This is a genomic window from Mesorhizobium sp. B2-4-1, from assembly GCF_006442185.1.
Lineage (GTDB): Bacteria > Pseudomonadota > Alphaproteobacteria > Rhizobiales > Rhizobiaceae > Mesorhizobium.
Genome location: NZ_VFVN01000011.1, coordinates 159,160 through 179,916 on the forward strand (window position 1 = coordinate 159,160; position 20,757 = coordinate 179,916).

The 20,757-nt window shown below is 65.9% G+C and carries 18 protein-coding genes and 1 pseudogene; 5 read left to right on the forward strand and 14 right to left on the reverse strand.

Translation table 11 applies throughout. From position 1 onward, the window contains the following. Positions 1 to 6 precede the first annotated feature (6 nt). The 9 genes from FJ949_RS25020 to FJ949_RS25060 all read right to left on the reverse strand — a co-directional run bounded on the left by FJ949_RS25020 (position 7) and on the right by FJ949_RS25060 (position 13,018). Positions 7 to 594 (reverse strand): invasion associated locus B family protein, encoded by a 588-nt coding sequence (locus tag FJ949_RS25020; protein ID WP_140500091.1) that lies wholly within the window; start codon positions 592 to 594, stop codon positions 7 to 9. Between the two features lie 7 nt (positions 595 to 601). Then, entirely contained in the window at positions 602 to 5,005 is a 4,404-nt protein-coding gene (locus FJ949_RS25025; protein ID WP_140500093.1) for a YadA-like family protein, read from the reverse strand. Between the two features lie 196 nt (positions 5,006 to 5,201). Beyond that, a complete protein-coding gene (locus FJ949_RS25030) occupies positions 5,202 to 5,720 on the reverse strand; it encodes an AraC family transcriptional regulator (protein WP_140500094.1) in 519 nt (172 codons plus the stop codon). 174 nt (positions 5,721 to 5,894) lie between these two features. Further along, a complete protein-coding gene (locus FJ949_RS25035; protein ID WP_224647520.1) occupies positions 5,895 to 7,085 on the reverse strand; it encodes an AraC family transcriptional regulator in 1,191 nt (396 codons plus the stop codon). 107 nt (positions 7,086 to 7,192) lie between these two features. Next, a complete protein-coding gene (locus FJ949_RS25040) occupies positions 7,193 to 7,393 on the reverse strand; it encodes a hypothetical protein (RefSeq protein WP_140500096.1) in 201 nt (66 codons plus the stop codon). Positions 7,394 to 7,580: 187 nt separating this feature from the next. Further along, positions 7,581 to 8,672, reverse strand: coding sequence for a BsuBI/PstI family type II restriction endonuclease (locus FJ949_RS25045; protein ID WP_140500097.1), 1,092 nt, complete (start codon positions 8,670 to 8,672; stop codon positions 7,581 to 7,583). After that, positions 8,669 to 10,441 (reverse strand): N-6 DNA methylase, encoded by a 1,773-nt coding sequence (locus FJ949_RS25050; RefSeq protein WP_224647521.1) that lies wholly within the window; start codon positions 10,439 to 10,441, stop codon positions 8,669 to 8,671. The genes FJ949_RS25045 and FJ949_RS25050 overlap by 4 nt, the downstream gene beginning before the upstream one ends. Positions 10,442 to 10,577: 136 nt before the next feature. Further along, a complete protein-coding gene (locus FJ949_RS25055; RefSeq protein WP_140500100.1) occupies positions 10,578 to 12,122 on the reverse strand; it encodes an ATP-binding protein in 1,545 nt (514 codons plus the stop codon). 254 nt (positions 12,123 to 12,376) lie between these two features. Next, a complete protein-coding gene (locus tag FJ949_RS25060; protein WP_140500178.1) occupies positions 12,377 to 13,018 on the reverse strand; it encodes a glutathione S-transferase family protein in 642 nt (213 codons plus the stop codon). Between the two features lie 221 nt (positions 13,019 to 13,239). Here FJ949_RS25060 and FJ949_RS25065 point away from each other — a divergent pair, with 221 nt between their 5' ends. Together FJ949_RS25065 and FJ949_RS25075 are read left to right on the forward strand one after the other, a co-directional pair. Then, positions 13,240 to 13,545, forward strand: a complete 306-nt coding sequence (locus FJ949_RS25065; protein WP_140500102.1) for a hypothetical protein — start codon at positions 13,240 to 13,242, stop codon at positions 13,543 to 13,545. A 248-nt stretch (positions 13,546 to 13,793) separates the two neighbouring features. After that, positions 13,794 to 14,164 (forward strand): annotated as a pseudogene (locus FJ949_RS25075) (endonuclease domain-containing protein). 200 nt (positions 14,165 to 14,364) lie between these two features. On the opposite strand, the gene FJ949_RS25085 reads toward FJ949_RS25075, so the two are convergent. The 3 genes from FJ949_RS25085 to FJ949_RS25095 form a co-directional block, all read right to left on the reverse strand. Then, positions 14,365 to 15,195 (reverse strand): aldo/keto reductase, encoded by an 831-nt coding sequence (locus FJ949_RS25085; protein ID WP_140500104.1) that lies wholly within the window; start codon positions 15,193 to 15,195, stop codon positions 14,365 to 14,367. A gap of 152 nt (positions 15,196 to 15,347) precedes the next feature. Next, positions 15,348 to 15,980, reverse strand: coding sequence for a PQQ-binding-like beta-propeller repeat protein (locus FJ949_RS25090; protein WP_140500105.1), 633 nt, complete (start codon positions 15,978 to 15,980; stop codon positions 15,348 to 15,350). A 35-nt stretch (positions 15,981 to 16,015) separates the two neighbouring features. Then, the gene (locus FJ949_RS25095; RefSeq protein ID WP_140500107.1) at positions 16,016 to 17,236 is read right to left on the reverse strand and encodes a helix-turn-helix domain-containing protein; all 1,221 of its coding nucleotides are present in this window, start codon (positions 17,234 to 17,236) and stop codon (positions 16,016 to 16,018) included. A 107-nt stretch (positions 17,237 to 17,343) separates the two neighbouring features. Here FJ949_RS25095 and FJ949_RS25100 point away from each other — a divergent pair, with 107 nt between their 5' ends. From FJ949_RS25100 to FJ949_RS31040, 3 genes are all read left to right on the forward strand, one after another. Then, positions 17,344 to 18,096, forward strand: a complete 753-nt coding sequence (locus tag FJ949_RS25100) for a DUF899 domain-containing protein (RefSeq protein ID WP_140500109.1) — start codon at positions 17,344 to 17,346, stop codon at positions 18,094 to 18,096. A gap of 120 nt (positions 18,097 to 18,216) precedes the next feature. Further along, on the forward strand, positions 18,217 to 18,537 hold the full coding sequence (locus tag FJ949_RS25105; RefSeq protein ID WP_140500111.1) for a hypothetical protein: 321 nt from the start codon (positions 18,217 to 18,219) through the stop codon (positions 18,535 to 18,537). A gap of 32 nt (positions 18,538 to 18,569) precedes the next feature. Beyond that, the gene (locus FJ949_RS31040; protein ID WP_263483591.1) at positions 18,570 to 18,698 is read left to right on the forward strand and encodes a hypothetical protein; all 129 of its coding nucleotides are present in this window, start codon (positions 18,570 to 18,572) and stop codon (positions 18,696 to 18,698) included. Positions 18,699 to 18,791: 93 nt separating this feature from the next. On the opposite strand, the gene FJ949_RS25110 is transcribed toward FJ949_RS31040, so the two are convergent. After that, positions 18,792 to 19,790 carry a bestrophin family ion channel gene (locus FJ949_RS25110; protein ID WP_140500113.1) on the reverse strand — a complete coding sequence of 333 codons (999 nt, stop codon included), beginning with the start codon at positions 19,788 to 19,790 and terminating at the stop codon, positions 18,792 to 18,794. Between the two features lie 57 nt (positions 19,791 to 19,847). Beyond that, complete coding sequence (locus FJ949_RS25115; protein WP_140500115.1) at positions 19,848 to 20,462, reverse strand: TetR/AcrR family transcriptional regulator; 615 nt, start codon at positions 20,460 to 20,462, stop codon at positions 19,848 to 19,850. Positions 20,463 to 20,757: the final 295 nt, after the last annotated feature.

Genomic DNA, 20,757 nt, shown 5'->3' on the forward strand with positions numbered 1-20,757 from the left:
CCTCGGTTATTTGATTGGCGCAAGGGCCTCGGACAGCCCCTTGAGCGTTGCGGTCACGGTAATCGTCTGGCCGTCGACGGTCGGGTAGGAGATGGCCGGCGTCGCTTTCTGCACTATCTGCTGGCGCATGACGGGCCCCACCGGCAGCATGCCGACGCAGACCACTTCGTTGCAGCCGTTCAAGTGGACGTCGATCGGGTCGCGCCCGTCGAACTTCAGCGACACCAGGCCGTCGCTTTTGGCGTTCGGCGCGGTGCGCAGGATCATGTAGGGCTTGCCGTCCTGCGTGGCCGCGAGCGACCAGCTGAAGGCCATCCTGCCGGCCCCGTCCTCGATCACCTGCGAGACATTGCAGACCTTCTTGCGCGCCTTGAGGTTCTCGTCGCAGATCAGCGTCCAGTTCTCGAAGGGCCGGATGGTGCGCTGGTATTGGCCCAGCTTCACATCCGGCGGCACCGCCACGTCGGATGGCTTGATCCTGTAGGGCGCGGTCGCTTGCGCGGCGGCTGGCCCGGCGGCCAAGGACAGGCCGCCGGCAAGCGCCAGGCAGGTCAGGAGGAAAAGCCGGGCATGACGGCTGGTTGCCCCGTTCATTCCCGCCTCAGTTTAACGTGAAGCTCAGGCCGGCGCCGACACCGACATTTCCGCCCGCCGCCGTGCCCGAGACATTGCCGCGGATGCGGCCGTCCTCGCTGGTGTAGCCCGCGCCGAAGGCAAAGGCGCTGGCATCCCGCCAGAAGCCGCCGCCCGCCGCGACGCTCAGCTTTCCGGGACGGTCGTCGTAGCGCAGCGAGGCGGCGGCGAGGCCGATTGCCGCCGCTTGCCGGGCTTCGTCGCGGATGCCGCTGATGTCCGAATTCAGCTGGCCGAGTTTCTGGTCGGTATAGTCGTTGGCCTGTTGCAGGGTCGTGGCCGCCACCTTGTCGGTATAGCTGTTGGATGTGCTGATGGCGGTGTCCAGGCCCTTGGTCAGCTGGTTGACATTGACCGCGTCGGTGCCGGCGACGCCAGGTCCGACGTTGGAGATGACGACCGGCGCGTTGACGTCTCCGCCTTGCAGCGTGATGGTGTTCGTCTTGGCGCCGCCCTGCGTGTCATAGGTCACCGCATTCTGGTTGAGATTTCCGACGCCGGTTTGCAGGGCCTCGATCGCCTGGTTGGAGGCGAAGAGCTGTGAACCATTGATCGCGTCGGTGCTGTCGGCGGCGATCCGTCCGGCTGCGACATTGGTGATCGTCCTCTCCGCACCGGCATCGCCGACGCTGACTGTTCCGGTCGGCGTCGTGCCGGCAAAGGCGTAGGTCTTGCCGTTGATGACGGTGCTGGAGGTGCCGACGGCGGTCTGCGTCACCGAGCCGGAGCCGAGCGCCACATCGTTGGCGTTGTTGGCCTGCGCGCCCTGGCCGAGCGCGACGGCGCCCGTCCCGGTAGCGGTAGAGCCATGGCCGGCGGCCAGGCTGTCGTTGCCGCTCGCCACGCTTTCGGGTCCGATCGCCACGGCGTCGGTGCCGCCGGCGATACTGTCGGCCAGCGACGAATTGGCGTGGAAGTACTTGATGCCGCCGCCATTGCTGATGGTGGTCAAGGCATTGTCGACCGCCGTGAGCCCGTCATAGACGGTCGTGTAGGTGTTGCCCTGGACGGTGTAGGTCGGCCCGGTGATCGAACCGTCGGGGTTGAGCGTGGTGTTGCCGCCGAACAGGTTGGTTACGTTTTGCGACACGCCGCGCAGCTGCGAGACGTTGACGCCGTCGGTGTCGGCCGAGCCCGCCGCGACATTGGTGAGCTTGCGTTCAGCTCCGGCGTCGCCGATCGACACCTCGCCCACCGAGGTCTGCGGAGCGGTCAGGGCAAAGGCCGCGTAGCCGGCCTGCGCGCCGACCGAGGTGATGGACTGCGCGCCCAGCGCCACGCTGTTGATGAAGGTGCTTTGCGCGCCGGCGCCGAGCGCCACCGACTGGATGCCGGAGGCGAGCGAATTGGTGCCGAAGGCCAGGCCGTCCGCCAGCATCACATGGGCGTTCTGGCCGATCGCGGTTCCGCCGGGCGCCGTCTGGTCGACGATGGCGCCGTTGCCGATGCCGATGCCGTTATCGCCGTTGACGACCGTGGTCGGACCGACCGCGACCGATTCCGCGCCGACCGCCAGCGAGTCGGCCGCCACCGAATTGGCATGGAAATACTTGGTCGAGGTGGCCGACACGGCGGCGATGGCGCCCGCGAGCTGGCGCACCGTCACCGCGTCCTGGTCCTGCGTGCCGTCGGCGACATTGGTGATCTGCCGGTAGGAGGTGGCGTTGCCGACCGAAACGGCGCCGAGCAGCGCCTTGTCGGTGGTGTTGTACTGGATGAAGTTGGATGGGCCGGCGGGCAGTTGCCCGGTAGCCGGAGCGATCGGGCGATCGGAGAGCGAACCCGAGCCGAGGGCCACGCCGCCGTCGATGCTGGCATTGCTGTCGCGGCCGAGCGCCAGCGCGCTGACGCCGGTGGCGGTCGCATTGTAGCCGACCGCTGTAGAGCCGACGCCCTGGGCGAAGGAATCGGTCTGCGCCAGCCCGAACTCATTGGTGCGGGCATAGCGGATGCCTTCGCCATTGGCGTCGGTGAAGACGGTCGACGTGTCGCCGGTGATGTTGTTGATCGTGTTGCCGAGATTGGTCACGCCTGCGCCGATATTGGAAATGGCGGTGGTGTTGGCCGTCACCTGCTGATTGGTGGCGAAGAGCTGCGAGCCGTTGACCGCGTCGGTCGAACCGCCGTTCAACTGTCCGGCGGCGACGTTCTGGATCTGGCGCTCGGCGCCGGCCGAGCCGACCGAGAAGGCGCCCGCCGGCGTGCCGCCGGCGAAGGTATAGTTGACGCCGCCGATCGTCGTGCCGCCGACATTGGTCGTGGCGCCCGACGTCGAATTCAGGCCGATCGCGACATCGCCGGCATTGTTGGCGACCGCATTCGGGCCGACAGCGACGGAATCGGCTCCCAGCGCCTGCGAATCCGCCAGCGTCGAGTTGGCATGGAAATACTTGATGCCGCCGCCAACATTGATGTTGTTGACGACGGCGCCGATGGCATCGACCGCCTGGTTGGTGGCGAAGAGCTGCGAGCCGTTGATGGCGTCGGTCGAGAGCGCGCTGATCCGCCCAGCCGCCAAGTTGGTGATGGTGCGTTCCGCGCCGGCCGCGCCGATGCTGACCGTCGAGGTCGGGTTGGTGCCCTGGAAGGCGTAGGTGGTGCCGTTGACCACCCCGCTGGCCGTGCCGACCGCCGTGGTGGTCACCGAGCCCGAACCGAGCGCCACGTCGCCGGAGCTTGCCGCCGCCGTCGCGCCATCGCCAATCGCGACATTGCCCGCAAGACCGGCGGCGCCCGCCGTCGAGCCGTTGCCCAGCGCCACGGAACCTTGCCCGATCGCCTTGTTGCTGTTGCCGATCGCGACGGCGCCGTTGGCCATGTTGGCCGCGGTGGCGGTCGCCGTGCCGTCGCTGTTGGCGATGTTGTTGGCGCCGCCGGTGAAGGCGCCGGTGCCGCTGGCATAGCTCGGGTCGCCGATCGAGACCGCGCCGTCGCCAAAGGCGGTGTTGCCGGAGCCGATGGAGACGGCCTTGCCGCCGGTCGCTACCGCATTGGTGCCCATGGCGACCGCTTCGGCGGAATCCGCCTTGGCGCTGGCGCCCAAGGCGATGGTGTTAGCCGCCGTCGCGTTGGTCGAGGGGCCGATGGCGATGGAATTGGCTCCGCTCGCGGTACTGGTGGCGCCTACCACAATGGAGTAGGCGCCGGACGCAGTGGAGCCTGCGCTGCCCACCACGGTGGCGCCGGCGCCAGTGGCGTTGACGGAAACGCCAAGCGCCACGGCCTGCGTGGCTGTCGCGTTGGTAGAGGAGCCCATGGCGATGGCACCGTCCTCCGTGGCATTGGCCAGCGTGCCGAGCGCCATCGCGTTGTTCTTATTCGCAAGCGCGCTGGTGCCGATGGCGATGCTGTTGGGCACGGCCGTGTCGGCCTGCACGCCTGCCTGCGCGCCCACACCGAATGCAATGGACTGGTTGCCCCAGGCGCTGGCGTTCTTACCCATCGCCGTGGCGCCCGTTCCCGTTGCCTTGCTTTGGCGTCCGATTGCGGTGGTGTCGACCTGAGACGCCGTCACGTCCGTACCGATAGCAATGGCGCTCTGGGCCAAGGCTCCCGTCCCGGCAGCGGTGCGCGAGCCGAGATAGACGGCGTTTATCGCGGTTGCGGTCGACTGGAAGCCGACGGCGACGGCATTTTGGCTGTTCGCAACGGTGCTGGTGCCTTGTGCAACAGCATCCAGCCCGGACGCCCCTGCGAACTGCCCAATCGCAGTGCTGCGCAGCCCGCTGGCTACGGATCCGTAGCCAGCGGCGAACGCATAGTTGTTGCTGGCCGTGGCGCTGACACCGACTGCGGTGGAGTTCCCTCCCGAAGCTTGGGCGTTGGTACCCAGCGCGCTGGCCCCGGCCCCAGTGGCACCCGCGGCGACGCCGATCGCTACCGTGTTGATATTGTTTGAAATCGTACCGGAGCCGATCGCCACTGCGCCGCCGGTGCCCGTGGCCGACGCGGTGCGACCAATGGCGACGCCGTATTGCGCCGTCGATTGGGCCTGGAAGCCGAGCGCTATGGCCCAGTTAAGGCTGGCGTTTGAGCCGTTTCCGACCGCGATGGCCTCGGGAGCGGTCGCCGAACCGCCGCCGGCCTGATATTGCGCCTGAGCCGGCGTCGCGGCCATGCCGATCGCGAAGGCGCCCAGCGTCACGGCTGTCCCGAGCGCCCCGCCGACGCCCAGCGTTCCCAGCCCCAAGCGCTTGCGCCCCATGCCCAGCGCACGATGCGCCATGCGCAGGACCGCCATCAAGCGGCGCCGGGCCGAACGGGACCGAGGATCGCCATTCGCGATCCAGTGACTGGCGAAATGCGCCGCACGGCGCTGAACAAGGAGCGAGCCGCCCGAAATATGGCCGCCCGAAATATGATTGTCGGTCATGGTTCCCTCTCCGCTGGCCGGCACGAAATGTCTGACACTTCCACTCCACAGCAGGAAGACATGATTCCCCTTCGCGGTATTTCACGAAATTGCTGTCTTGTGAGAAAAGATACGAGCATATACGCGGAGGTTAACGGCTCGTTACCTTAGCAACTGCTTTAAAATCAAGTAATCAAATAATGACGAGAGCGCGGCTTCATCTAATCTTTGCGTTAAACTTGCCCGCCCGCGCCTGCATCGGCGTCATCTGCCGGTATTTCTTCATCATGGTGGTGAAGTGGCTCTGGCTCGAAAACCCGCTGAGATGGGCGATGTCGGCGATGGTCATGCGGCTGTCGGCAAGAAGTCTTTCCGCGAAGTCCAGCCTGAGATCGAGAACATATTGATGCGGCGGCATGCCGAACGTCTTGGAGAAGGCGCGCACGAAGTGGTACGATGAAAATCCGCAGACGGCGGCCATTTCGGCAAGCGCCAGCTTGCGCGAGAAGTTCTCGTTCAGGAACTCCTGCACCTTGCGCGCACTGCGGACGGAAAGCCCGCCCTTCACGTTGAGCAGCGGCTGCCGGGCCGGATTGGCTCCGGATACCGATCCGGGGGGACCATCATCGCCCGGCATTTTTCGGCCTCCCGATATTTCCCAGATGAACTTCAACCCGAGGCCTCCCTCCCCGTTCCCCTGAAAAACAATTCGTGATTGATCGAAGCGGGCCCGCATCGCCAGCCCCGCTCATGTGATCGATCCGGCCGGATGGCAAGCAATGCGCGAACCGAATGGCATTCCAAATGACTCCAGCAAAGCTTGGGGCACAGGTGGTGACGGACGTATTTTGAAAAACTCCGGAAGCCTTGTAGGAAATTCCGGTCTTGGCTCGCTGGCCGGCAGCTGTTGCTACTTTGCCATGGTCGGGCTTTCAATTCCTGCGGAAAGCGTCACCAGTCTGCCTGGCGTTCTTCCCCTGTATCTCTTCATGGTCGCGGCCAGGTGGCTCTGATCCGAAAATCCGGCAAGGTAGGCGACTTCGGCAATCGGCAACTCTCCGCCGGCCAGCAGCTTTTCCGCGAGGTCGAGACGCAAGTTGATCAGATACCGATGCGGCGGCATGCCGAATGTCCCGGCGAACCTTGCGATGAAATGATTTGGTGACACCCCCGCGACCGACGCGAGCTCGGCGACCATGACTTTCCGCACGAAGTTCTGGTCGAGATACTCTCGCACGCGTCGGGCGCCAACGGCGGAGAGCCCGCCTTTGGGCGACGCGGCCTGCCTCTTGCGACCCGTATAACCGCGCAGCAGATGCACCCCGAACACCGTCAGCAGCGAGTCCAGATAGAGCTCGTTCGGCGGCAGCCTGTCGGTCAGTTCGGCAGTGATCATCTGGGCTATGTTGAGCGCCCTCAGGTCAACCGTGCCGAACGCGGGCGGCTCGAGCTTGACGTCCGGGAGATCGAACTCATGGGCCGCCAGCTCGGACAGCGCTTCGGGAGAGATCGAAACGACGGCGTTCTCCCTGGTCTGCGACCAGGCCAGCGTGCTGTCGACGCCCGCCGGATTGACGACGAGACAGCCGACCGGCGCATCGTACTGCGTGATCCTGTCACTGCCGAGCGAGGCTCTCAGCTTGCGTGCCGGCCTCAGCACAATCCCCGTGGAATGCTCCCTGGCCAGGAATTTCTGCGATCCCGGACTGCGGACGGAATAGATGACGCTTCCGCGGGCGGTGGCTCTTCTGGGACCAGCACTTTCCGGAATGATATCCAGGACGTATCGAGCTGTCCGCTCTTGATCGACGCCCTGGGAATCGCCGCTTTCCCGAGCCCCGCCCGCATGTTTCATACGTGTTGCCTCAGCCGGCTTACCGCCGCTTGGTATCCCCTTCCCCTGACCCGGAATCAACGTAACGCACACGCCTCGAATTGAAAAGAACTTCCACGCGCAAAGAAAATTCTTTATTCGAGATAAGAAAGAAGAACTGACCGTCGAAGGAAGTTCAGCAGCATTTCTGTCAATAGCGAAGAGCCTTGACGGATCTTCGCTTCCGGATTCGTCGGCCCGGGCGTAAGCCGGCAACGCATCGGTCACGAAGGAGGAGTTCACATGCGAGGCTGTGTCGGCCCTGTGGTTCGACAGCGTTGTTCGGCATCAGTGGCACGCAACGGCGCGGCGCGGAGCCAGTCGTTCACGGCCGTCTATTGCGGGTCCCCGCGACCTTTTTCGTAAAGATCCCACGCGAGTTCCACAAAAGCCAGAAGCACATCATCCTTGTCCCAGCCGGCCGCGACAGCCGCCTCGACGATTTCGCCCACGAGAGGCAACAATTGGCGCTGGCAGGCGAGCGGGATGTCAGCCTCGGATTCATCCACTGGAGGTCCATCGAAGTTGAACTTCATCGTTTGGCGCTCCCCTCGCCATCAAACGAAATGCTACTCGTTCCCAACAAACGAAGTGCTATTCGCCAGACCTTATTCCTATACAATAACTCCAACATTAAACATAGCAGGCTAGGCCGCCAACGGAGCGCAACACCGGATAATCCGTGTATCGACCGGCTGTCCTAGTGACGCTGGGGAAGCGTTATTACATCACTGTCCAAGGCAAGCTGCCGAATGGACGCCCGTCGGCCGCGCCGTCATGAAGCACGAGGAGTTGGCCGGGTTCGGAGACGAACCAGGCGAACGAACCCCAGGCAAGCTGCGCGACGGTCTTCTTGAAGCCGGCGGACTGGCGGTCCTGATAGGCGGTCAGGAACGCGATCTGTTTTCGGTCGAAACCGGCCGCGTCCGTGACGGCATGGAGGGCATCGCGCCGGCGATCCGTGATCGCGCCATCGGTCGCCACCACTTCCACGAACAGGATCAACGGCTCCTTGCGGCCGAGATCGGCAAGGATGATGTCGGGCAGGTTCCTGTCGGCCTCGATCTTGAGGCCGATCGCACTGGCGATGGCGTCGTCGCGCAGGACCACCTTGTTGCCGCTCTCGCTCAGCCACAACATGGCAGGGGCGGCGAGAAACCGTTTGGCGAACACCTCGATGACGGCTTGCGCGATGACCGAACTCGGTCCCGGCGCCAAAAGCCTCGTGTCGCCGTTCGGAAACGTGACGCGGATGCCGGCGGTGTTGGCGACGGCGCCGGCGCGCATGATGGTCACGCGGGCCAGCGCGCCCTTGCTGAGATGCGTTTCCTGGAAGTCCGCGATGGCGGTTTCCAGCGCCTCGCCTTCCAGCGCCGGGTCGAACAGGGCTGCAAACGCCGCCCTCAGCGCGTAGCGGGGCTGGCCTGAAGTCGTCGGCAGATCCTCGCGACGCAGCACCGCGCCGATCGCCACCAGCCCGTCCCGCAGCGTCTCGTCGCGGATGGGCTCGCGCGTATTGTCCGCGTACCAGCGTGATCCCGCGACGGCGCCGTTCTTGCGCAGGACAGTTGCGGCGTAGGCATCCCGATCTGCATCGTCCGCCAGCGCCGCCTGCTCGCGGGTCATGCGATAAACATGGACAGGGCCCAGGAATCGCCCCGAACCCTCGACGGCGCCGATGTAGAGAGCGGCGAACACGGTGCTGGCGGCAAGTTCGCGGATGCAATAGATGCGGTTCGGCGTGCCTTCCGGAAAGATCAGCGGCAAGCGCCCGGCGACAAGATCGCGCGTCGCATAGGGCGGCCGTGCCGTCATGCAGGCTCACCGTAGAGGCGGCTGCATTCCGCCTCGATCTTTTCGCGCGTCGCACCGGCTGCGACGAGCTTCGCCAACGTGCTGGTGCTCTTGGGCGGCGGCAGCGGCAGCGCTTCCAGCTCGAAGGCGGAAACGGCGACGCTGCCGCTGATGCAGCGGAAAAGATCATCGACGACGCGGCTGTTCAAAAGCGCCGCCACGACCGCTGCCGGCACCTTGATGCTGCCGGTCGCGCGGACCATGTTGAGATGGTTTTCGACGACGACGCCGCCATGCGCATCGATGAATTCCTGGCGAAGTTCGGCGGCAATCAGGCGCCGGGCCTGTTCCTTGGCGGTGGTGCGCTGGACGAGGATGCAGGGCTCCTCGACAAGCAGCCAGCCATCGCCGGCCTCCAGCTTGAAGTAAGGGGCGTGGTTCTTCTTGCGCGCGCGATAGGCGAACTGGCCGTCGGAGGTCACGGCTTCGGCCCAGATCAACGGATGCACCCCCTTGCCGCCGGCGCGATCGCGCAATTGACCCTTGAAGCGGTTCCAGACCAGCGGGCCGGTCGAAACTCCATAGCCCCAGTCGACGAGGCGATGCGTCATCGTCTCGGCCCGGGCGATGAGCCGGCTGTGCTCCGGCGTGCGCGGCGCAAGCCAAGGCATGGCGCGGTCGGATGGCAAGCCTATCGTGCCGTTGCGGGCAATCCCGGCATCGGTCTCGGAGGCGACGGTCAGATAGTGGATCTGCGCGCGCCGCGGCTGCGCGCCGTTGACATAGACGGCAAGCAGCGTCTCCTGCAGCACATCCTCGAAAACGCCGCGCCGCGCATGCACGAAGTCGATCGCGACGGGCGGCGCCTCGTTGGCCAGAAGGCTGCGCAGCGCCGAGTAGTATTGGCCGCCGAGAAAGCTTGTCGGCGTCAGGAAGGCGATGAGGCCGCCAGGCTTGGTCCAGCGCAGCGCGGCGTCGGTGAAAACGCCGTAGAGATTGGCGTGCCCGTAGAGGCCGCGCGCATAGCGCTCGCGCAATCGCGACGGCAGCGAGACCCGCCCATAGGGCGGATTGCCGACGACGAGATCGAAGACGGGTTCCGGATCGGCTTCAAGCGTGTCGCAGGCCGTCACCATGGCCGGGGCGGCGCGCCCGGCCCTGGTCGCAATATCGGCGAGCGCGATCTCCAGGGCGCCTTGCGCCAGCCGCGCCGCGAGAGGATCGAGCTCGAAACCGGCAAGCCTGGTGCCGACATGGCTGAGCGCGAAGGCGGGCTCGCAATCGCCGAGCGCGGCGATCATGCGGTGCGCGGCATGAAACAGAAACGTCCCACCGCCGGCGGCGGGATCGAGAACCCGCGCGCTGCGCCAGTCCAGGCCCTCTTCCTCGGCCTGGTCGAGCAGGCGGTTGACCAGCGCCGGCGGCGTGTAGAAGGCACCGCGCTCACCGCGCTCCCTGGTCGGCAGCAGGACCGGATAGAGGCTGGTGACGAGATGCAGCGCTTCGAGGATCGGCAGCCGCGCGGCGGTCTCTCCGATGCTGTGCGCAAGCGCGGAGGCCGGCTCGTCCAGCGCTTCCGTTTCGAAGGCGAGCGAGGGGCAGATCGCCGGAGAAATGCCGAGGGCCGCCGACAAGGCCTCCAGAGCGCGCCGGGTCAGCGAAACCGCATAGGTTTCGCGGTCGCATTCGTCGATCGTCTCGCACCATGCGCGTGCCAGCAGGCGAGCCTTCGACAGCTCAGCGCGCGCCGCTCGCAATGCATCAGCCGCCGAGCGCAAGACGGCAGGCAATTTCGACCCACGAATCTGTGAAATTTTTCCCATCGCCCTCGACCGTACCGCGCAAGACTCACCGATGCGATAGAGTATCACATGTTCTCGTTATGTTCCAGTGGAAAACCGCAACCGTGCCGCGCGCATGCATTGGTCACAGCGCCAGGCTGCCCTGCTCCGCCTCCTCGGCATTGGGATCGCCCGGCGCCGCGTTGCGGTCGCCCGGCGCCGCATTGGGGTCGCCCGGCGCCGTCGCCCAGGCGAGTTCCACCAGCGTCACGGTGCGCCGGCCGGTGCCGTCGAGCTGGCACACGATCAGGCCCTGCTCCTCGATATAGGTGAGCAGGCGCCGGGCGCGGCGCATGGAGTGCGAGCCATAGGCGCGGGCGATCGCGGCGTCGCTCGGGCAGGGCCAGCCTTCCTTTGCCGCGCGGGCGATCATCATGAACACGCCCTGCATGTCCTCGGGCAGCAGCGAGGCGCGCACGGAGACGTCGCGCCACGCATCGTCCTCGGCCATATCGGAACCCACGCCGGCGCGGGCGCGCGTCAGCATGCGGCGGAACTCCTGCAGATCGGGCACGACCGACGCCAGCCCCTCGATGCGGCAGCGCACCACGAACTCCTGGTAGAGCACGCCGATGACGCGGAAGCCCGCGTCGGGCTCCGCCAATATGGCGCGCAGGATGCGGTCCATCCGCTCGCGCCGCTCCGCCAGGTCCTCGGCGCTGGGCGCCGGCTCGGCCGGTTCGGGGCGGATCTCCAGCGCCGCGGACTTCGCCGCCATCAGCTGGTCGAGCAGGTCCGGCGATGTCACCCGCCGCTGCGGCCGCACGGCCTCCGGCGGCGGTGCCGCCAGGATGATCGCGCGGGCGTCCTCCAATGCCGCTTCCGGCAGCGGCATCAGCCGCGGCGTACCGTTGCGCGGGCTCGTATCCGTCGGCCCGATGCGCAGGCCGAGCGGACGGCGCGACAGCGCCGGGCCCAGCGCCATGAAGTGTCCGCGTTCCAGGTCGCGAAAGGCCTCCGCCTGCCGCCGCTCCATGCCAAGCAGATCGGCCGCGCGCGCCATGTCGATGTCGAGGAAGGTGCGGCCCATGAGGAAATTGGAAGCCTCCGCCGCGACATTCTTGGCAAGCTTGGCAAGGCGCTGCGTGGCGATGATGCCGGCAAGCCCGCGCTTGCGCCCGCGGCACATCAGATTGGTCATGGCGCCGAGCGAAAGCTTTCTCGCTTCGTCGGAAACCTCGCCGGCCACCGCCGGCGCGAAAAGCTGCGCCTCGTCCACCACCACCAGCATGGGATACCAATGGTCGCGCGCCACCTCGAACAGCCCGCCGAGGAAGGCGGCGGCGCGCCGCATCTGGTTCTCGGCGTCGAGCCCTTCGAGATTGAGCACCGTGGAGACGCGGTGGATGCGCGCCCGCTCGCCGGCGCTCTGCAACCCGCGCTCGGTATGTTCCTCGGCATCGATCACCAGATGGCCGAAGCGTTCGCCCAGCGACACGAAGTCGCCTTCGGGGTCGATGATGGTCTGCTGCACCCAGGGCGCGCTCTGCTCCAGCAGCCGGCGCAACAAATGAGATTTGCCGGAGCCCGAATTGCCCTGCACCAAAAGCCGCGTCGCCAGCAGTTCCTCAAGGTCCAGCGCCGCCGGCGCGCCGGCGGTCGTCTGTCCCATCTCGATCGCAACGGTCATGTCAGACTCAGCCGCTCCTTCGCAGAGGGACTTATCAATCCGATTGCAAAGCGTCGAGCGCCGATGGCCGCCGGTTGGGCGTTGCGCACAGTTGTGCGAATGCTGCCTGCCTGATGCGAACCTCGGACCGGCTGAACGATCGCATGACAAGCGCGCAATCGTTTCGGATGCACGTGAAAACAAGCAGTTGAAGCGGAATCGCGAATCAAATCCTGAAGCCTGGTCGGCCGCTCCCGCGTCGTCTCACGCGGGCATCACCGTCCGGGGACCGGCGCCAATGCGGGCGCGTCCAGCCCCTGGAACGGATCGCGCCAGGCCTCGATCTCTTCGAGCCGGCGATACCAGCGCTCGATCTCGGGATAGTCGCCGAGCGGCAAGCGGGCGGCGTCGTTGAAGGGCAGGAACGTCGCCATGCGGAAATCGGCATAGGAAACCGAAGTCCCGGCCAGCCATGGCCGCCGGCCAAGTGCCGCCTCGAGGATCAGCGCCGTCCTGTGGAACTGTTCCAGTCCCTCCGCGACCTTTTCCGCGTCGATCGGACCGATGCCATAGCGCTGCTTGGTGCCGCGCTCGAAATGCACGATGTCACAGGCCCTGACGAACTCTTCCTTGCCCCAGCTCAGCCAACGGATCATCTCGGGTTCGTCGTCGCCCGCGCGCCAGAAATCCGAACCCATGTCGCGCGAAAGCCGGCAGGCTATGGCGTCCGCTTCCCAGAGGCTCCCTCCAGGCCAGGCCAGCAAGGGCAGGGAAAGATTGGGATTGAGCGGGCGGAACCGCTCCGCCTGCCCCGGCGCCATAGGCGAAGCGAATTCGAACGCGACCTTCGCCCCGAGGTGACGGGCCACCGCGACTCCCAGGCGCGGATTGGGGTTGCGGCTGAAGAACAGTTTCATCTCCGCGTCCGCCCCGTGCGGTTTCGGCCCGACCTTGTCACTCGCCATCGCCTCGCTCCTTGTTGCGGCATGCACGCCAAGGACGGATAGCGCCGATCGAATCCGACAATGCGGTCGCGACCGCAAGGACCGGTTTTGCGAAAAGTCCGGGTTGACCGCTTCCGGACGCGAGGCGACTATCCCTCTCGAAGCATGGCAATGGATCTCGAGGAGGATGAGCGATGGATGAGCCCGACCGCTGGCGCCACATGTCAAGCGCGCCCAAGGACGGCAGCCGGATCCTCGTCACGGTCCGGCCGTCCGAGCAGGGGCCGGCGGAAGTCGACCTCGCCTATTGGTCGGATGGCGACCAGTTCGGCGAAGAAGGCTGGCGCGCGTCGGACTCCTCGCCCGGCCGCATCGTCGAATATGCCGAGCCCGAGCTGAAATGCTGGATGCCGATGCCCTCGGCCAACCTCGCCCGCGCCTCCATGCCCTCGCCCTGGGAAGGCGACGACGCCCAGCAGCTGGACGGCTCGGGGATTTGAGGCACTGAAGCTGCTGATCTCCTGAGACGCCGGCGGGACAGCCCCCTCTGCCCTGCCGGGCATCTCCCCCACAAGGGGGGAGATCGGCTGTCGCGAATGCTTTCGCCAATCTTCAACGTTGAAGAATGTAGCGCCGGAGCCAAAGCTGCCAATCTCCCCCCTTGTGGGGGAGATGTCCGGCAGGACAGAGGGGGGCGCCGTAGAGTAAAAACGTTGGTGACCAACTTCAGCATCAAGCCTCTCACACCATGCCACACACACCCTTGCCCCCAAGACACCGCGCTAACGCGAAATCGATGCGCAGGATCATGACCGATGCCGAACTAAAGCTCTGGAACGAGCTGCGTGCGCATAGGCTGATGGGCCTGGCTTTCGCAGGCAATTCCCCATCGCCGGCTACATCGTGGACTTCGCCTGCCCGGAGAAAAAGCTGATTGCAGAGGTCGACGGTTCACAACATGGCGACCCGGGTCTTGCCAATGCTGACGAGGCCAGAACCAAACGCTTGGAACAGGATGGCTGGATCGTCTTGCGCTTCTGGAATGACGATGTCATCCGCGACATAGACAATGTCTGCCAGCATATCGTTATCGCGGCTGGTTTGGCAGACGCGCCCTGACAGGCTGGCGGGACAGCGCCCCCCTCTGCCCTGCCGGGCATCTCCCCCACAAGGGGGGAGATTGGCAGCTTTGGCTCCAGCGCCACATTTTTCAAAGTTGAAAATTGGCGAAAGCATTCACGACAGCCGATCTCCCCCCTCGTGGGGGAGATGTCCGGCAGGACAGAGGGGGGCGCCGTAGAGTAAAAACGTTGGTGGCCTCAAAACAAGAACGCCGCCGTCGCAGGGTTCGGCCCGACGCGGCCATCGGCTGAATCCATGCCGCGGATGGCCTTCAGGTCCTGCGCGTCCAGTTCGAAATCGAAGACGTCGAAATTGGCCGATATGCGGTCCTGGTGGACCGATTTCGGGATGACGATCAGCCCTTCCTGGAGATGCCAGCGGATCATCGTCTGCGCCGCGGACTTGCCGTGCTTTGCGGCGATGCCTGCTATGGTCGCGTCGCTGAGCAGCCTGCCGCTGCCGAGCGGGCTCCAGCTTTCGGTGTGGATGTTGTGCCGGGCATGGAACTCCCTGATCTCGCGCTGCTGGAAACGCGGATGCAGCTCGATCTGGTTGACGGCTGGCGTGACGCCGGTTTCGCCGATGATGCGCTCCAGGTGATCCCGGTTGAAATTCGACACGCCGACCGATTTGATCCGGCCGGCTTTCTGCAGCTCGACCAATGTCTGCCAGGCCTCGACATATTTGTCCTGGCTGGGCACCGGCCAGTGGATGAGGAACAGGTCGATCTGTTCGATACCGAGCTTGTCCATCGTATCCTCGAAGGCGCGCAATGCGGCATCGCGCTGGTGCGCGCCGTTGCGCAGCTTCGAGGTGATGAACAGCTCGCCCCTCGGCACGCCCGCGCCCCGGATCGCCTCCCCGACGCCCTTCTCGTTCTGGTAGCCTTCGGCGGTGTCGATCAGCCTGTAGCCGGCCTTGATCCCCCAACCCACCACCTTGGCGGTGATAGCGGGATCGACTTGCCACACGCCAAGGCCGAGCCGGGGAATGGTCGAGCCGTCGTTCAACGAAATCTGTTCAGGCATGGTCTGGTCCTCTGCGAAGATGGTCCAGCCTATCTAGGCCCGGCATCGGGCAACGGCCAGCCGGCGGCGGACAAATTGCCGAATGTGTGATCGACACAGACGATGCTCTTGTCGCTTTCGTTGGCATTTGAGCTCACCGCGAAGATCAGCCCTCATTTCGGTCGGCGCACGGTCCTCACCACGCCGCCCGGGCCGCCGCCGCAGAAGAAGCGGTCGCCGCCGTCGGATTCGAGCCCCGACACGCCCTTGCCGGGCGGCATGTCGAGCCGTTCCAGCACCTCTCCGGTCTCGGGATCGACGCGCCGCAGGTCGCTCTGATCGCCTTCCCAGGTGCCGTGCCACAGCTCGCCATCGACCCAGGTCACGCCGGTGACGAAGCGGTTGGATTCGATGACGCGCAGGATCGCCCCGGTCTCAGGGTCGATCTGGTGGATCTTGCGCTGGCGGTTCTGCCCCACCCACAACGTGCCCTCGGCCCAGGTGAGGCCGGAATCGCCGCCGCCGCCGGGCGCCGGAATGGTGGACAGCACCGCGCCGGTGCCGGGATCGATCTTCTGGATCCGGTCCTTGGCGAGCTGGTAGAGGTACTGGCCATCATAGGCCGTCCCGGCATGCGCGGCGACATCGATCGAGCGCACCGCCTGCCCGCTCTCCGGGTCGAAGGCGGTGAGCCCCTTGCCCGAGGCAAACCAGACGTTCTGCCCATCGAAGCTCACCCCATGCACGCTGTCCACGCCCGCAAAGGGGCCGTATTCACGCAGGATTTCGGCCGCCGCATGTTTCATGTCTTCATCCTCACCCTTGATCGTGTGATCCATTCCTAGCCGTTCGGCAACGGCGCCGGGAGTAACAAGGTGGTCGTGAAACCCGCCACCGGCGGCGTCATCCAGCGGCGCGCCCGGCCGTGGCCGAACCATTGCACCTTGCCGGTCTCGGCAAGCTGCTCCAGCGCGCGCTGCACGCTGCGCTGGCTGGATGCGAGCGCCAGCGCCAGTGCCGAGCTCGACCAGGCTTCGCCGTCGGCGAGGAAGGCGAGCACCGCCGCATGCCGCTCCTCGATCGGCCGCGCCAGCACCACCACCCCGCCGCCCCGTTTCGGCGCCAGCGAAAAACCGCGCTTCGTCGCCTGGATGTCGGCCAGCCCGCGCAGCTCGGCGCGCAGCCGGCCGATCTCGACCCGCAGCCTGGCGCGATGCGATTCGTCGGCGTACCTGCCGCCGAAGGCCCTGGCGATGAGCGCCGCACGCGGCATGTCGCCGGGCCAGGCCTCGGCCAACGCGCGGGCCAGCGCAAACAGCACCGGGCGCGTCGCCAGCGAGGCCCGCGCCTCCTGTCTGCGCACGACATGACGAAGACCGTCGACCACCAGCGCTTCCGATGCCTGCAAGGTCTCGACTTCCTCGAGCAGCAGCGGATGCTCCTGGCCGTTCGCGATCAGCCGCGCCGCCGGCGTTGCCAGCACCCGGAACGCGCTGTCGACTTCGGCCATCAGTCCGGGAATGCCGGCCCGCCATGCGGCGTGGCGGGCCCGTTCGAGTGCCGCGCGCGCGGTCTTCGTCCTGAGGCGCCGCATGGCGATGCCGGCGACGACCAGCTCGTGCGCGGCCCGCGAAGCCGGCGGAAACGGCGTCGCATCGAGCCCGGCCAGCACCTGCTCGGCCTCGTCGAGACGGCCGATCAGCAACAGGAATCGCACTTCCAGGTGCCGCGCATGCGCGGCGTTCAGCCGGTCGCCTTGCTTTTCCAGCGTCGCCCGCGCCGCGTCGAGCGCCTTGGCCGGCCAGCCGAGGTCGCGCGAAACCAGCGCGATCTCGGCTTCGGCGATGACGCATCTGGCGCGCGCCACCGCTTCCCTGGGCCCGAAGGCGCGCCCCGCCCGCCGCAGCAGCGCCCTGGCCCGGTCGAGATCGCCAAGCTGCGCCATGGCGATGCCGCGCAGCGCCAGCGCCGGCGCGTCCTCGCGCAGCGCCACGCGGTCGAGCGCGCCGAGCGGATCACCCGCCGCCAGCAACAGCCCCGCGGCCGTGATCAGCGAATCCATCAAAATCCCGCCACGGCGAATCCCGCCATACTTGTAACTCTCACCATCCCGCTGTCCGGCGCTATGTCAGTCGCGTCACATCAAACCGGAACAGCGAGGCAAAAGCCATGACCAAGCAGATGCACACACCGCCGATCGTTTCCCAGCTAGCATGGGAGGCGGCGCGCCAGCAGTTGCTCGTAAAGGAGAAGGCGACGCTCCGCGCCAAGGACGCGCTGGCCGCCGAGCGCCGGCGCATGCCGTGGATGGCCGTCGAGAAGGACTACACGTTCGAAGGACCCAACGGAAAGGCGAGCCTGCTTGACCTGTTCGAGGGCCGCCGCCAGCTGATCGTCTACCGCGCCTTCTTCGAGCCGGGTGTGTATGGCTGGCCCGATCACGCCTGCCGCGGCTGCTCGCTGGGCGCCGATCAGGTCTCCAACCTCGCCCATCTCAACGCCCGCGACACCACGCTGGCCTATGCCTCGCGCGCGCCGCAGGCCGACATTGCGCGGCTGAAGAAGCGGATGGGCTGGGCAATGCCCTGGTACACCATCACCGACAGCTTCGACAAAGACTTCGGCGTCGACGAATGGCACGGCCACAACGTCTTCATCCGCGACGGGGACCGCATCTTCCGCACCTATCTGATCAACAACCGCGGCGACGAGGCGATGGGCACCGTCTGGAGCTACCTCGACGCCACGCCGCTCGGCCGCCAGGAGGTCTGGGAGGACTCGCCCGAAGGCTATCCGCAGACCCCGACCTACAAATGGTGGAACTGGAGCGACAATTACGACGCAGACACCGCGCCGGACAGGAAATGGGACGAAGTGTCTGCTGCCGGCGAGGCGGCGTTCCGCAACAAGGACGTCCAGTAGAGCCTGGCTAGAGCGCCGGCTCCACGCAAGCGCGGCCGGACGCTCTTCACAAGGCGGCAGCTTTCCCAGAACTGCTGCTGCTTTCCGGGCTTGCGCCAATGCGCAACCGAGGAGAAAGACATGAGCGACATCCATACAGACGCCCGCCGCTGTCCCGATCAGGACGCGGCCCGCCTCGGCATCGCCGACTGGCTGGGCCTCGCCGCAGCGCCGATCTTCGCCCTGATGGCGCTGCTGGCCGGCATCTTCGGCGGCGATGCGGCGATGCTGTGCATGGGCACCTCTTCGCCGCTCACCGGCATGCCGGTCATGTACCTGCTGATGAGCGCCTTCCATCTGGCGCCTTGGCTGCGCGTGATTTCCAACAGGCAGGCGGGCCGGGAGAAAGCAAAGCGCTTGGAGAAAACTCTGCAAAAACAGAGCATTGCGCAAGCAGCTTGAATCGCCGATGCAACCCATCAAGGAGAAGAACCATGACACGGACGAGTGAGACGCACGGTCCCGACACACGGGAGCCGATCGAGGCGGAGCCGACACGGCGCGGCGACGAGCCGTCGCAACCCGCCAAGGGCTGCCCCTGGTGCACGCCCGAAAAGACCTGACGCTTCGACGGCGGCGCCGACGCGCCGCCCGGGGCGAAACACATCGCCAATGACGCCCGGGCGGTTCGCGCTTATCGCCGTAAGGCACTGGCCTTACGTCGCGATGTCGTTGACAGGCAGCAATGGCGCGGGAAGGTCGATCTCGCCGAGCCCGGTCCGCATTTCGATCTCTATGTCGCGGCAGATCTGCGAGATCGGCACATCGTTGGCGTTGCCCTCGAAAGGGTTGGCGCTGCTCTCGCCGACCTGGTCGAGCGACATGTATGCCCAGCCCAGCAGCGTGCTGAACGGGATCGTCAGCCAGATCGCGATCGAGCCCAGCGCGCCGCCGAATTTGCCCATCTCGGCGAAGACCGGAACGACGCCGAACGGCAACAGCGTGCAGAAGATCATGACGAACATGGAACTGACGATGGCGTATTGGCGGGGATAGGGATTGTTCTTGATGCGGTCGCAGCGCGCCTGCTGGTCGTGGAAGTCGCGGATGAGTTTTGTCAGTTCGCCATAGATCTGCGGAGGAATCTTGGCGTCCTTGAACAAGCCGTTGACCTGCACCGATTGCATTTCGAGCAAGGCGATCGCCGGGCGGGGCGATTTCAGGACGCCCCCGGTCTGCTCGGCTAGCAACGGCCGCAATTCGTCGGTGATCGAGCCCGTATCCTCCTGGACATGGTAACGCCGCCGGTATTCGATATTGGCGGCCCGCGCCATGGATTCCCATGGCATCGGCCGCCGCAGCGCGAAACGCAGCGCCGTCATCCAGGCGATGTGGCGATAGATGAGTTGCTTCGCTGTCGGGGCGTCGGTGAAGTCCCTGCAGAAATTGGACCACAACCGGCTGCTGGCCGTGATTTGCGCAAAGGCCTGCAGCGCTTCACCGCTGCGGGTAAACACCTGCGAATTCTTGAAGCCCGCAACCAGTGACACCGTGGTGCCGAGCACCAGCACGACAGACCACGGCACCGAGAACCCGGCAAGTCCGGGAAAACGGTAGGCGGCCACCGCCAGTCCGCTCACCACCACCATGTAGATGACGCTGCGCCGCGACCAGAGCGCGAAATCCATCACCTTGTAGGAACGGCCCACATACATAAGATGCCCCCAAATCGCGGACGTGCCCGCTAGCCGCAGGCCAGTCTCCAGTCGCCCTCACCTAGCCTTGGCGGCGCCGAACCGCAATCCGTCCATCAGCAGCCGGACCAGCCGGCGCGAGCGATCGCGCCAATCCGGGGTGTCGGGCGCCGAATAGATGCCGCCCAGCGCGTGCAGCACGTCGGACGCGTCGACATCGCCACGGATGGTGCCCTCGGCCACCGCCGCCTCGACCAATTGCCGCAACGCCGCCGAGACCCGACCCGACGTGTCGGAATAGAGATTGGCATTCGCCGTCAACAGGATCCGCAGGCTGGTCGCAAGCCCTCGCTTGGTGGCGATATAGTCGACGAAGCGCCGCATCCATTCTTCCAGCGCCACGTCGGACGGATGCTTTGCCGCCAGTTCGCCGGCGGCCGCGCACAGCCCCTCCACCTCGCGGCGGTAGACCACCTCGACCAGGTGCTCGCGTGTCGGGAAATGCCGGTAGAGCGTGCCGATGCCGACGCCCGCGCGGCGCGCGATCTCCTCCAGCGAGGCGTCGATCCCGCGCTCGGCGAAGACCGACGCCGCCACCTCGACCAGCCGGTCGCGGTTGCGCTGCGCGTCGGCGCGCAGCGGCTTGGCCTCTGCGGTCTTCTGGTCGGGGATGGCGGACGGCTCTGCGGCCAATTTTTTCTCCACTGTCGAAATATGGGGCTTGAACCCCATCGGGTCAGCCCCCACGTAATAAACGGAGGCACCTCCGCTTTAGTGGAGCACCTTTATCATATAATCAGGGGAACCGGTATGTCACGTGCTGAAAGCTTGCAAGCCAAAGCCGATTTCCGTCAGGGATTGGTGAAGGCGCCGAAGAGCGTAATCTCCCCCCGCGGGGGGAGATCGGCCAAGCTGACCACATTGCGCCTTGCCCTTCCCCGCCCCGACACCACTTCATTTCCCTCAGCGTCAAGCAACTGGAGCCAGA